The following is a 12,071-nucleotide window of genomic DNA, read 5'->3' as shown; positions in this document are numbered from 1 at the left end:
GCCTGTGGTGACCACGCGGACCGCGTCTTGCGCGTTCTCGGACCGGGCGGCAAGAGACGCGATCTGCAGGCGGGAGTGGTCATCGTTGAGTTGAAAGATCGCGACGACCCGCCCGTCCGCGAGCGTCCAGTCCGTTGCATCGATCTGCCAACACTCGTTCGGGGCCGCATACCGGAACCGGACGTATGAGGTGCGAGGTCGCTTCTTCGGCTGGGCGGTGACGAGCCCGTTACGGGTGAAGATCCGTGCCAGAGTCGCACGTGACGGGGAAGCGATCCCGAGCCGGTTCAGCTCGAACCCGACCGAGATGGGGCCATGGTCCCAGCCCGCCGCTTCCAACCGGGCCCGAGCCTCGATCGCAAGCGCTTCGATCGCCTCAGACGTTTTCCGCGGTGAGGTTCGTGGTCTGCTCGAGCGGGGCATCAACGCCTGCGGGAGGGCGTCCTCCCGCATCCGTCTCCGCGTCGCATAGAACCATTCCCGGGACACCTTGTTCTCCGCGCAGAAACGACTCACCGCCCCGCGCGGCGCATCCGCGGGCCAGGAAGCGATGATCAACCGCAGATCAGTGCGGGAAGAGTCATAAGCCATCCCCTGATCGTGCAAGACCCCGAGAAGTGTCAGGCAGGTCCCGAGACACAACTGTCAGAAAAGCACTGAGACTTCACAGCTCAATTTCTGCCAAAAAACGAGCCACGAGCGCCCACTCGCAACCGAAGGGGTGGTGAGCTAATAGGGTGAGGCGGTGGAGAGAACCCAGCAGCCTGCCGGCGTTGCCTATGCAGGTGGCGCATATCTGCTGTGGGGCGTGCTGCCGCTGTACTTCCTGCTGCTGGTGCCGTCCGGCCCGTGGGAGATCGTCGCCGCACGAGTGCTGTTCTCATTTGTCTTCTGCCTGCTGTTGCTGACCATCGCTCGCGGTTGGCGCCGGATCATCGCGATCATCCGACAGCCTCGACTGCTCGGCTGGACGGCTCTCGCAGGGGCGCTCATCTACGTCAACTGGCAGGTGTTCCTCATTGGGACACTCAGCGGGAATGTCGTTGAGACATCCCTGGGTTACTTCATCAATCCGATCGCCACTGTGCTGCTCGGCGTGTTCGTGCTGCACGAGCGCATTCGCCGGCTCCAGTGGGTCGCGATCGGTATCGCCGTGATCGCCGTCGTCGTGATCATCGTCGCCTACGGTTCGTTCCCCTGGATCGCGCTCTCGCTGACAGCATCCTTCGGGATCTACGGTCTGATCAAGAAGAAGATCGGGCCAGCGGTGGATGCCGTGAGCGGTCTCACCCTCGAATCCTTCTGGCTCCTCCCCGTCGCCGTGGTCCAGCTCATTATCGTCGCGCAGACCACCGGCATCACCTTCGGTACCGAGGGTGCGTGGCACACGTCGCTCATGCTGTTCGCGGGTATCGCCACTGCGGTGCCTCTGCTGCTGTTCGCCGCCGGTGCACGGCGCATCAACCTCACCGTCATCGGGATGATCCAGTTCATGACGCCGATCATGCAGTTCCTGACCGGCGTGCTGATTCTGCACGAGCCGATGCCCGCCGAACGCTGGATCGGGTTCATCATCGTCTGGATCGCGGTGCTCGTTTTCGTCGTCGATCTGCTGATTGCTGCCGGTCGGGGCCGGCGCATCCGCCTTACGCCGATCGCGTGATCGCTCGCTGATCATCCGGTGCGAGATCGCGTGATCGCTCGCCGGGAGATGTCATGATCGCGAAACATTCGGTATCACACCGTTAACGCATCGCAACACACGGATGACGAGTTCGCGTATACGTTTAGGTCACGGACGGCGCCCGAGTCGTTCGGGAATCATGAACTAGCAAGGGAGCAGCATGAGCGTCTTCACACACACGCGCGCGCGGAAGATCCTGGGCGGAATCGCCCTGGTGAGCGCGAGCGCGATTGTCCTGGCCGGATGCAGCGGCGGGGGTACCCCTGCAGACCCGTCGGAAGAGCCGGCGGCGCCCACTGACCGTGAGGCTCTCACGCTCAGTATCGGTACCGTCCTTCCGCAGACTGGCCAGCTCGCCTACCTCGGCCCGCCCGAGGAGGCCGGTGTCGGACTCGCCACCGCAGAAATCAATGCGGCAGACCTCGGTGTCACTGTCGAGGTCGAGTACGGCGACTCGGGTGACCCCGACAACAAGGCGTTCGAGACCACGGTCCCGCGTCTGCTGGACTCGGGTGTCTCCGCGCTGATCGGTGCGGCATCGTCCGGTGTGACGAAGCTGTTCCTCGACCAGGCAGTCAGCGCTGGCGTCATCACCTTCTCGCCGGCGAACACGTCGCCGGACTTCACCGAGTGGCCCGACGAAGGCCTCTACTGGCGCACCGCTCCGAGCGACCTGCTCCAGGGTGAGGTGCTCGCCACCGAGATCGGCCTCGACGGCTACGCGAACCTCGGCATCATCTACCTCAACGACGCCTACGGTTCGGGTCTTGAGGCGTCTCTGACCGAGAACTTCGAGGCTGGCGGCGGCACGGTCGTGGCATCCGAGGCGTACAACGCCAACGACACCTCGTTCGACGCGCAGATCTCGACGATCCTCGCGCAGAGCCCTGACGCTGTTGCCGTGATCGGCTTCGAGGAGACCTCGACGATCGTTCCGGCATTCATCTCGAGTGGTTTCGACGGCAGCAAGTTCTACTTCGTTGACGGCAACACCCAGCAGTGGGGTGCCGACATGCCTGTTTCGATCGAGGGCAGCAAGGGAACTCAGCCTGGCCCCGTACTCGCTGACGACTTCCAGCAGCGTCTGATCGATCAGTGGCAGGAGCAGTCGGGCCTAGAGCTCGTCGACTTCAACTACGCGGCCGAGTCTTACGACGCGGTCGTCCTGCTCGCCTTGGCTTCGCTCGCTGCGAACTCGACGGATGCCACCGAAATTGCAGGCTTCCTGCAGGAGGTTTCCGGCGGCTCAGGCGACGGCGAGAAGTGCGACTCGTTCGAGGCGTGCGCCACGATCATCCTCGATGGTGGAACGGCTGACTACGACGGGTACTCCGGCGCGATCACCTTCGACGACAACGGTGACCCGACGGAAGCAACCATCGGCGTCTTCCAGTACGGCGCAGACAACCTGCACACGCGCATCAACTAATACGCAGTGACGGAAGGGACCGGATGCTTCGGCATCCGGTCCCTTTCCTGTGTGGCGTTCCGCGCGTGGCGGGGGCGGCGCGCCCGCGCCTAGTCCTCGCCCAACGTGCCCAGGTACAAGCCGATGACCTTGGGGTCGTTCAGTAGCTCGCGGCCAGTGCCGGTGTAGGCGTCGTGGCCCTGATCGAGCACGTACCCGCGGTCGCAGATCTGCAGGCATCGTCGGGCGTTCTGCTCGACCATGATCGTCGTGACGCCTGCCTTGTTGATGTCCGAGACACGGATGAACGCATCATCCTGTCTGACCGGCGAAAGACCGGCAGACGGCTCGTCGAGCAGCAGCACAGACGGATCCATCATCAACGCGCGCGACATCGCGACCATCTGCCGCTCACCGCCTGACAGGGATCCTGCCCGCTGCTTCAGGCGTGAGCCCAGCTCGGCGAAGATTCCGGTGACGAACTCCAGCCGCTCACGGTACGCCTTCGGGCGCTGGATGATGCCCATCTGCAGGTTCTCCTCGATGGTCAGCGAGGGGAAGACGTTGTTCGTCTGTGGGACGAATCCGACACCACGTTCCACGAGCTCGTTTGCCTTGAGTCCGACGATGCTCTCACCATTGACATGGATATCGCCACCACGCACCTTCACCTGCCCGAAAATCGCTTTCAGCAGCGTCGACTTGCCGGCGCCGTTCGGTCCGATGATGCCGATCAACTCGCCCTTCGACGCGATGAGGTTGGTGTCGTTGAGGATGTCCACGCCTGGCAGATAGCCAGCCGTCAGACCCTTGACCTCGACCACGATCTCCGACGTGCGTGCCGTGCCCTGCGGCTCGACGGTTACGGGAGTGCTCATGCCTTGTCCTCCTCTGAGCTCTGGATCGCGGCTTCGTGCTCTTCGCGGATCTCCTCAAGCATCTCCGCAGCTGACTCGTCGAGCTCGCCGGAATAACGCCCGGTGACGACGCCGAGGTCGACGTCCTGGTGGCTGCCGAGATAGGCGTCGATCACGGCCTGGTTCTGCATCACCTGGTCAGGAGGTCCCTCCGCGACGACACGGCCCTCGGCCATCACCACGACCCAGTCGGCGATGTGACGCACCATGTTCATATCGTGCTCGACGAAGAGCACGGTCATGCCGAGTTCCTTGAGGTCGAGGATGTGATCCAACAGCGACTGAGTCAGGGCCGGGTTGACGCCGGCCATCGGCTCGTCGAGCATCACCAGGTTCGGGTCTCGCATGAGCGCGCGTGCCATCTCCAGGAGCTTGCGCTGGCCACCGGAGAGGCTGGCCGCGTAGTCCTGCGCCTTGGCATCGAGCTTGAACCGCGCGAGAAGGTCCATCGCCTTCGCCTCGAGCTCCGTGTCCTGCTTGCGCCAGATCGCGGGGATCAAGCTGGGAAGGAATCCCTCACCCTTCTGGTTCGGCGCCCCGAGCTTCATGTTCTCGAGCACCGTCAGCAGCGAAAGCGCCTTGGTGAGCTGGAACGTGCGCACCTGCCCCATTCGCGCCACCTTGAACGACGGGATGCCCGACAGCTGGTGACCGTCGAAGCTCCACTTGCCCGAGTTCGGCTTGTCGAACCCACACAGCAGGTTGAACAGTGTCGTCTTGCCGGCACCGTTCGGCCCGATCAAGGCGGTGATCGCGTGGCGCGGAATCTCCAGGTGCTCGACATCCACGGCGGTGAGACCGCCGAAGCGACGCGTCACGTTGTCGGCGATGAGGATCGGGTCGACCTTCTCGCAACCGACCTCGATCTCACCTTTGTGAAGACCTGTTGTCTTGATGCGCCCGGTGTTCGGCGCCGTGCTTTCGGCGGACGTGTTGTCTGCAGTGTTATTTGACAAAGGTCAGCTCCCTCTTGTTTCCGAGGAGCCCTTGCGGCCGGAAGATGACCAGCAGCATGAGCGCGACTCCGACGATCACGAAGCGGAGGGTGGCCGCCTGGATTGCCGTCATGGGTAGGATTCCCTCCGCTGCCAGGCTCGGCAGTACGCCTTCCAGGAACGCCATGAGAACCCAGAAGATCACTGCGCCCAACGCCGGGCCGAACACTGTCGCCGCCCCACCAAGCAGCAGGATCGTCCACAGGAAGAACGTCAGCGACGTCGTATAACTCGCCGGCACCACAGCGGAGGGGAGCGCGAAGACCGCTCCGCCGAGCCCGCCCATGATTCCACCGATCACCAGCGCCTGCATCTTGTACGAGAAGACGTTTTTACCGAGCGAGCGCACGGCATCCTCGTCTTCACGGATGCCCTTGAGCACGCGACCCCACGGGCTGCGCATCAATGCCCACACCAGGTAGATGCAGACGGCGAGGACGAGAAGTCCGAACACGCGCACCCAGAGCTGGCTGGCGTTGTACGTCCACGGCCCAAAGCCGTAGGTGCCCTCCGGGAAGGGGTTCGCATCGCGGAATCCGGCGTGGTAACCGCCGAGCCCATCGGCCGCGTTGGTGTGCTCCTCGAACGCGGTCGAGGTGAACAGCAGACGCACGATCTCGGCTGCTGCGATGGTCGCGATCGCGAGATAATCCGCACGCAGCCGCAGTGTCGGGATGCCGAGGATGAAGGCGAACACGGTCGACATCACCATGCCGACGATGATGCCCACCCACCACGGGAGGCCGAACGAGAGGATCGAGATCGCGTAGCTGTACGCGCCGATTGCCATGAATCCGGCCATGCCGAAGTTGAGCAGTCCGGCGTAGCCGAAGTGCACGGCGAGTCCGGTGGCAGCGATCGCGTAAGCGATCGTGGTCGGGCTCAGAATCCATGTTGCCGTGTTGCTGAAAATTGCTCCCCAGTCCATCGTCAACCAATCCTCTCTTTACGACCGAGGATGCCCTGTGGTCGGAACAGCAGCACCAGAATAAGGACGGCCAGTGCCCCGACATACTTGAGGTCGGAAGGTAGCCAGAGTGTCGACACCTCAACGAGGAGGCCGACGATGATCGAGCCGATCAGTGCGCCGAAGGCCGTGCCGAGTCCGCCGAGGCAGACCGCGGCAAAGATGAGCAGCAGGATGTGCACGCCCATGTCCCAGCGCACGCCGGGGCGGAAGTACGCCCACAGAATGCCACCGAGCGCGGCGAGCGCGGATGCCAGGATCCATACGATTCGGATCACCCGGTCGACGTTGATGCCGGATGCCGCGGCGAGCGTGGGGTTGTCAGAGATCGCTCGTGTCGCCTTACCGGTGCGGGTCTTCAGCAGCCAGAACGCGACGGCGATGAGGACGACCACACTGATGCTCATCGACATCATGTCGATGACGCTGAGCCTGATCGGGCCCCAGATCGTGATCTTCGGTGCCCCTGCGTTCGGCAGCTGCACGGTGCTGCCGCCGAAGTAGAAGAGGAAGATATAGCGCAGCGCGAAGGAGAAGCCGATGCTGACGATCATGAGCGGAATGATGCCCATGCCTCGTTTTCGCAGCGGCTTCCACAATCCGACATCCATCAGGAGGCCGAATAGTCCACCACAGATCACGACGAGCGGAATGGTCAGCCACATCGGCACGGCCAAGGTGACGCCGAAGACCACGGCCATCACCGCGCCGAACGTGACCATCTCGGCGTGAGCGAAGTTCGTCAGGTTCATGGTGCCGAAGATCAGCGAGACGCCGATCGCGGCAAGTGCGAGCAGAAGCCCGAAGTTGAGGCCGTTGATGATCCGTTCGACGAGTTGGTCGATGAAACTCGTCGTCTCTCGCACACCTTCACCGAGGAAGAGGTTGATGACGACGCGGTTCGTGAGACCGAATTCCACCTCCTGCGAGGCGGAGTCACCTTCGACGATCACACCGTCGGGGAGGGTCGATTCGTCGACCGTCAGCGTGTAGGTGTCCTTCTCCGGCACGTACAGCGTCCAACGACCGCTCTCGTCGGTCGTGGTCGCTGCCTCGAAGCCGTTGCCCTCGATGGAGACAGCCACATCGGGAAGGGGGTCCGTGTTGAAGCGAATCACGCCAGCGAAGAAGTAGTCGGTCACCTCCTGCTCGTCAGCGCCCTCATCGCTGTCCGCGGTTGATGTCTCATTGGTGCCGCTGTCATCACTCTCAGCGAATGCCGCTGGTGCAGCCATGAACAGCATCGTTGCTGCCAGTAACGCGCTCATCAGCGCGATGATCCAGGGCACCGTTCGACGCTTGTGGCTAGTCGTCAGTTCCACGAAACCTCCCTTGTCGTCCCATGGGTGCCGACGCTTCGGGTCGCATCGGCGATGATGAACGACGTTATGAGCGTAATGTGTCGGCTTCGTTTCTGACCAGTGTCCGGTGTGTTGTTATCAAACGGTGGCGCGTTGATGGGGAATTTTTGGAGGCTCTGCACGCTTAGAATTGGTACACCGCTACGCGCCTGCACGAGGAGATTTCATGGAACAGCACGATCCCTTCGGTTTCGTTGGACTCACCTACGACGATGTGCTACTTCTTCCCGGCCATACCGACGTGATCCCCAGCGAGGCTGACACCTCGTCTCGGATCACCCGCCGCATCTCGGTCGCAACCCCGCTGCTTTCCAGCGCGATGGACACCGTCACCGAGAGCCGCATGGCGATCGCGATGGCGCGCGAGGGCGGCATCGGCATCCTTCATCGCAATCTTTCGATCGCCGACCAGGCCACACACGTTGACCGTGTCAAGCGCAGCGAATCCGGCATGATCACCGATCCGATCACGACGACCATCGAGGCCACGGTCGAAGAGGTCGACGAACTCTGCGCGAAGTACCGTATCTCTGGTCTGCCGGTCGTCGATCCCGATGGTCACCTCGTCGGCATCATCACGAACCGCGATATGCGCTTCGTCTCCGGGCGTGAGCGGCAGACGACGTTCGTCAAGGACGTCATGACCCGCGAGAACCTCGTCACTGCGTCGGTGGGTGTCGCCGCGGGTGACGTCATCGCGCTGTTCGCGAAGCACCGGGTCGAGAAGCTGCCGCTGATCGATGACAACGGCAAGCTCGCCGGCCTCATCACCATCAAAGACTTCGACAAGAGCGAGAAGTATCCGCTGGCCACGAAGGATGAGCAGGGTCGCCTGCGCGTCGGCGCCGCGATCGGATTCTTCGGTGACGCGTGGGAGCGTGCCGAGGCGCTGCGCGATGCCGGCGTCGACCTACTCGTCGTGGATACCGCGAACGGCCAGTCCCAGGGCGTCATCGACCTCGTTCAGCGGCTGAAGGCCGACCCGACGTTCGAGCACATCGACATCATGGGCGGCAACGTCGCAACGCGTGAGGGCGCCCAGGCGTTGATCGATGCGGGCGTGGATGCCGTGAAGGTCGGTGTTGGCCCCGGTTCCATCTGCACCACGCGCGTCGTTGCTGGTGTCGGTGTGCCGCAGGTGACTGCCGTCTACGAGGCATCCCTCGCAGCTCGTCCCGCCGGTGTGCCGGTGATCGCCGACGGCGGTCTGCAGTACTCGGGCGACATCGCCAAAGCGCTCGTCGCCGGTGCGGATGCCGTCATGCTCGGCTCGCTCCTCGCCGGAACCGACGAGTCTCCTGGCGAGATCGTCTTCCAGGCCGGCAAGCAGTTCAAGCAGTACCGCGGCATGGGCTCGCTCGGTGCGATGCAGACCCGTGGCAAGCAGACCTCGTACTCGAAGGACCGCTACTTCCAGGCAGACGTGCCGAGTGATGACAAGCTCATCCCGGAGGGCATCGAGGGTCAGGTTCCGTACCGCGGCCCGGTGTCGGCCGTCTCATACCAGCTCGTCGGAGGACTGCGGCAGTCGATGTTCTACGTCGGTGCTCGCACCATCGAGGAGCTCAAGACACGCGGCAAGTTCGTGCGCATTACCGCTGCCGGGCTCAAGGAATCGCACCCGCACGACGTGCAGATCGTCGTAGAGGCGCCCAACTACAAGAAGTAGTTCGATCTGCGAAAGGGGCGGATGCCGCAGCATCCGCCCCTTTCGCGTGTCCGAAGTGCGGCGTAGCGTGCCGGTATGTGCCGGAACATCCATACCCTTCACAATTTCGAGCCAGCCGCGACTTCAGATGAAGTGCAGGCAGCGGCGTTGCAGTACGTGCGGAAGATCGCGGGGGCGACGAAGCCATCGAAGGCGAACCAGGAAGCCTTCGATCACGCCGTCGCCGAGATCGCGCACGTGACGCAGCATCTGCTCGCCGATCTCGTCGCCACGACACCGCCCAAGAACCGCGAGGAGGAGGCGGAGAAGAAGCGCGCACGTGCGATCGCCTCAGGACGCTACGCAGCTTGACCGATGACCGATCGGCGCGACCACAATGTCGCCGTCGATGACTGTCGATGACCTCCCATGACCTCGAATGACATAGGAGGTGCGAGTGAGCGCACTCGCTCGCTACCGTCGCGTCATGACTCTTCTTCAGGACCAGATCGCATCCGTCACTGACGTCACCGCAGCCGAGCGGGCGCAGCGCCTCACCGAGGCGGGAACGACGTGGAACGAACGCATCGCTCGCGACGCCAAGAACGCCGAACTCACGTACAAGGTCGTCGGCCGTGGGATCGGCTCGGTCGCGACCGAGATTCAGGCGGGCACGCACCGTTTCCTCGTCGATGAGCCCGGTGCGCTCGCCGGAGATGATGCGGCCGCGAGCCCTGTCGAGTACGCGCTCGGCGCGCTCGTGTCCTGTCAGGTCGTGGTCTTCCGCCTCTATGCGCAGGCGCTGGGCCTGACCATCGATGAGATCGAAATCACCGCCGAGGGTGACCTGGACGTGCGCAAGCTTTTCGGGATCGACGAGTCAGGGCGGGCGGGCTTTCACGACGTGCGGGTGAAGGTCGACATCACCGGCCCTGACACCGCCGAGCAGTATGAGAATCTGCGCCAGGTCGTCGACGCGCACTGCCCCGTCCTCGACATCTTCTCCCGGCCGGTCCCTACCTCCGGTGCTCTCGCCTGATCGGATTCGCCTGGGACGAGAGACGGGTTGTTCGTGCACGATGAACGCCGGTGTGTACGCCGCGCACGCGGGAAGCACATTGCCGATGGCAGGTAGGCTGGTCTGGTGAGCATGGACATCGAAATCGGCCGAGGCAAGCGCGCACGTCGCGCGTACACGTTCGACGACATCGCGGTGGTACCGTCGCGGCGGACTCGTAACCCCGAGGATGTTTCAACTGCGTGGACGATTGACGCCTACCAGTTCGATACTCCGATCATCGGTGCACCGATGGACTCTGTGGTCAGTCCTCAGACGGCAATCGCGCTCGGCAAACTCGGCGGCATCGGCGTGCTCGACCTCGAAGGCCTGTGGACTCGCTACGAGAACCCGGAGCCGCTGCTGGCAGAGATCGCTGAGCTTCCCGACGCCAAGGCGACAGTGCGGATGCAGGAGCTGTACTCCGAGCCGATCAAACCGGAGCTCATCAAGTCGCGACTCGCGGAGATCCGGGAAGGCGGCGTCACGGTCGCAGGCTCCCTTACGCCGCAGCGCACTCAGGAGCTCTACGACACCGTGGCCGCCGCGGGCGTAGACCTGTTCGTCATTCGCGGCACAACCGTCTCGGCTGAGCATGTCTCCAGCGTCGCCGAGCCGCTGAATCTGAAGAAGTTCATCTACGACCTCGACGTTCCCGTCATCGTCGGCGGCGCTGCCACCTACACGACAGCCCTGCACCTCATGCGCACCGGCGCGGCCGGTGTGCTTGTCGGCTTCGGCGGGGGAGCAGCGTCCACCACTCGCGTGACTCTCGGCATCCACGCGCCGATGGCCACTGCTGTTTCTGACGTTGCCGCTGCGCGTCGCGACTACCTCGACGAGTCTGGCGGGCGCTACGTTCACGTCATCGCTGATGGTGGCGTCGGCACATCTGGTGACATCGTCAAGGCGCTTGCTATGGGTGCGGATGCTGTGATGCTGGGCGTCGCGCTCGCACGCGCAACGGATGCACCCGGCCGTGGCTTCCACTGGGGTCCTGAGGCGCACCACCCGCAGCTTCCTCGTGGCCGCCGCGTTGAGACTCCTGGCATCGCGACGCTCGAAGAGATCCTGTACGGGCCGGCTCCTGTCGCCGACGGCACAGCCAACCTGATCGGGGCTCTCCGCAAGTCCATGGCCACCACTGGATACTCCGATCTCAAGGAGTTCCAGCGGGTAGAGGTCGTACTCGCTCCCTACCACCTGTCCTGACGGGCGCGCACAGCACGTGACGATTCCACAGGAGTTCCCGCCGACCCTCCGCGAGGTCATGCTGCGCGGACGCTGGATTGGCGTACTCCTCGCCTGCCTCGTGGTCGCTGGCGTCTTCGCCTTCCTCGGCCAATGGCAGCTCGAACGTGCCATCAACACCGACCCCGCTCCAGTGGGGATCACGGAAGACGTGCGTCCGCTCGCCGATGTCGTATCCCCGGGCCAGTATCTCCCCGAGCCATACGTCGGCCAGCGAGTGGAGACCACCGGCACCTGGGTCGCTGACGACTTCCTGGTCGTCTCATCGCGCTTCAATGACAATGCCGAGGGTTACTGGGTGACCGGTCAGCTGCGCGTCGCCGAGCGCACCTCGATCGCCGTCGCTGTCGGATGGGCACCAGATCGTGAAACTGCGGATGCCGCGGCATCCGCTCTCGAGAAGGATGCCGCAGGGACGAAGGCGACGATCACAGGTCGCGTCATCTCTGACGAGGGCCCGTCGCTGCCGACCACGGACGATCCGCTGGCGATGACCCGGATGTCCCCGGCGATGCTGCTGAGCCAGTGGCATGACATCGAGGAACTGTCGGTGTACCGTCCGTATCTTGCTTCAGTGGATGCTTCGGAGGGGCTGGTCGACATCGTCTCGCCCGCTCCGGAAGAGCTCGCAACGGTCAACTGGCTGAACGTCTTCTACGCCATCGAATGGGCCGTCTTCGCCGGCTTCGCTTTCTACATCTGGTATCGCCTGGCGAAGGACCGCTGGGAGATCGAAGTCGAAGAGTTCGAGGAACGCGCAGCCGTCGCTTCCTGACGTCAAGG

11 protein-coding genes and 1 pseudogene are annotated in these 12,071 nt (G+C 63.5%); 7 read left to right on the top strand and 5 right to left on the bottom strand.

Features of this window, described 5'->3' with window-relative positions:
* Positions 1-591, bottom strand: a pseudogene (locus ACSU1G_RS28505) (IS481-like element ISAar28 family transposase); the annotation flags it as partial.
* 154 nt (positions 592-745) lie between these two features.
* Here ACSU1G_RS28505 and rarD point away from each other — a divergent pair.
* Both rarD and ACSU1G_RS28495 read left to right on the top strand, forming a co-directional pair.
* On the top strand, positions 746-1,663 hold the full coding sequence (gene rarD, locus ACSU1G_RS28500) for an EamA family transporter RarD (protein ID WP_439283999.1): 918 nt from the start codon (positions 746-748) through the stop codon (positions 1,661-1,663).
* A gap of 181 nt (positions 1,664-1,844) precedes the next feature.
* Positions 1,845-3,113, top strand: coding sequence for an ABC transporter substrate-binding protein (locus ACSU1G_RS28495; RefSeq protein ID WP_439283997.1), 1,269 nt, complete (start codon positions 1,845-1,847; stop codon positions 3,111-3,113).
* A gap of 89 nt (positions 3,114-3,202) precedes the next feature.
* Here the strand turns inward: ACSU1G_RS28495 and ACSU1G_RS28490 are convergent, their stop codons facing one another.
* The 4 genes from ACSU1G_RS28490 to ACSU1G_RS28475 are packed head-to-tail and all read right to left on the bottom strand — an operon-like array spanning position 3,203 to position 7,293.
* Complete coding sequence (locus tag ACSU1G_RS28490) at positions 3,203-3,970, bottom strand: ABC transporter ATP-binding protein (protein WP_439283996.1); 768 nt, start codon at positions 3,968-3,970, stop codon at positions 3,203-3,205.
* Entirely contained in the window at positions 3,967-4,965 is a 999-nt protein-coding gene (locus ACSU1G_RS28485; RefSeq protein WP_439283994.1) for an ABC transporter ATP-binding protein, read from the bottom strand. Before ACSU1G_RS28485 ends, ACSU1G_RS28490 begins: the two co-directional genes overlap by 4 nt.
* Complete coding sequence (locus ACSU1G_RS28480; protein WP_439283992.1) at positions 4,955-5,932, bottom strand: branched-chain amino acid ABC transporter permease; 978 nt, start codon at positions 5,930-5,932, stop codon at positions 4,955-4,957. Before ACSU1G_RS28480 ends, ACSU1G_RS28485 begins: the two co-directional genes overlap by 11 nt.
* Positions 5,933-5,934: 2 nt before the next feature.
* Positions 5,935-7,293, bottom strand: a complete 1,359-nt coding sequence (locus tag ACSU1G_RS28475; protein ID WP_439283990.1) for an ABC transporter permease subunit — start codon at positions 7,291-7,293, stop codon at positions 5,935-5,937.
* Between the two features lie 205 nt (positions 7,294-7,498).
* Between ACSU1G_RS28475 and guaB the strand changes: the two genes are divergently transcribed.
* The 5 genes from guaB (at position 7,499) to ACSU1G_RS28450 (ending at position 12,063) form a co-directional block, all read left to right on the top strand.
* Complete coding sequence (gene guaB / locus ACSU1G_RS28470) at positions 7,499-9,001, top strand: IMP dehydrogenase (RefSeq protein ID WP_439283988.1); 1,503 nt, start codon at positions 7,499-7,501, stop codon at positions 8,999-9,001.
* 75 nt (positions 9,002-9,076) lie between these two features.
* The gene (locus tag ACSU1G_RS28465) at positions 9,077-9,352 is read left to right on the top strand and encodes a DUF2277 domain-containing protein (RefSeq protein ID WP_439283986.1); all 276 of its coding nucleotides are present in this window, start codon (positions 9,077-9,079) and stop codon (positions 9,350-9,352) included.
* A gap of 115 nt (positions 9,353-9,467) precedes the next feature.
* A complete protein-coding gene (locus tag ACSU1G_RS28460) occupies positions 9,468-10,019 on the top strand; it encodes an OsmC family protein (RefSeq protein WP_439283984.1) in 552 nt (183 codons plus the stop codon).
* A gap of 111 nt (positions 10,020-10,130) precedes the next feature.
* The gene (locus ACSU1G_RS28455) at positions 10,131-11,249 is read left to right on the top strand and encodes a GuaB3 family IMP dehydrogenase-related protein (protein WP_439284021.1); all 1,119 of its coding nucleotides are present in this window, start codon (positions 10,131-10,133) and stop codon (positions 11,247-11,249) included.
* Between the two features lie 58 nt (positions 11,250-11,307).
* On the top strand, positions 11,308-12,063 hold the full coding sequence (locus tag ACSU1G_RS28450; RefSeq protein WP_439284019.1) for an SURF1 family protein: 756 nt from the start codon (positions 11,308-11,310) through the stop codon (positions 12,061-12,063).
* Positions 12,064-12,071 lie beyond the last annotated feature (8 nt).

The organism is Microbacterium sp. A93, assembly GCF_051842835.1.
This window is presented reverse-complemented; position numbering and strand designations above follow the sequence as displayed.

Coding starts and splice junctions, on each gene's coding strand:
- ACSU1G_RS28495 (WP_439283997.1), top strand. CDS start 1,845: ATGAGCGTCTTCACACACACGCGCGCGCGGAAGATCCTGGGCGGAATC.
- ACSU1G_RS28490 (WP_439283996.1), bottom strand. CDS start 3,970: ATGAGCACTCCCGTAACCGTCGAGCCGCAGGGCACGGCACGCACGTCG.
- ACSU1G_RS28480 (WP_439283992.1), bottom strand. CDS start 5,932: ATGGACTGGGGAGCAATTTTCAGCAACACGGCAACATGGATTCTGAGC.
- guaB (WP_439283988.1), top strand. CDS start 7,499: ATGGAACAGCACGATCCCTTCGGTTTCGTTGGACTCACCTACGACGAT.
- ACSU1G_RS28465 (WP_439283986.1), top strand. CDS start 9,077: ATGTGCCGGAACATCCATACCCTTCACAATTTCGAGCCAGCCGCGACT.
- ACSU1G_RS28460 (WP_439283984.1), top strand. CDS start 9,468: ATGACTCTTCTTCAGGACCAGATCGCATCCGTCACTGACGTCACCGCA.
- ACSU1G_RS28455 (WP_439284021.1), top strand. CDS start 10,131: ATGGACATCGAAATCGGCCGAGGCAAGCGCGCACGTCGCGCGTACACG.
- ACSU1G_RS28450 (WP_439284019.1), top strand. CDS start 11,308: ATGCTGCGCGGACGCTGGATTGGCGTACTCCTCGCCTGCCTCGTGGTC.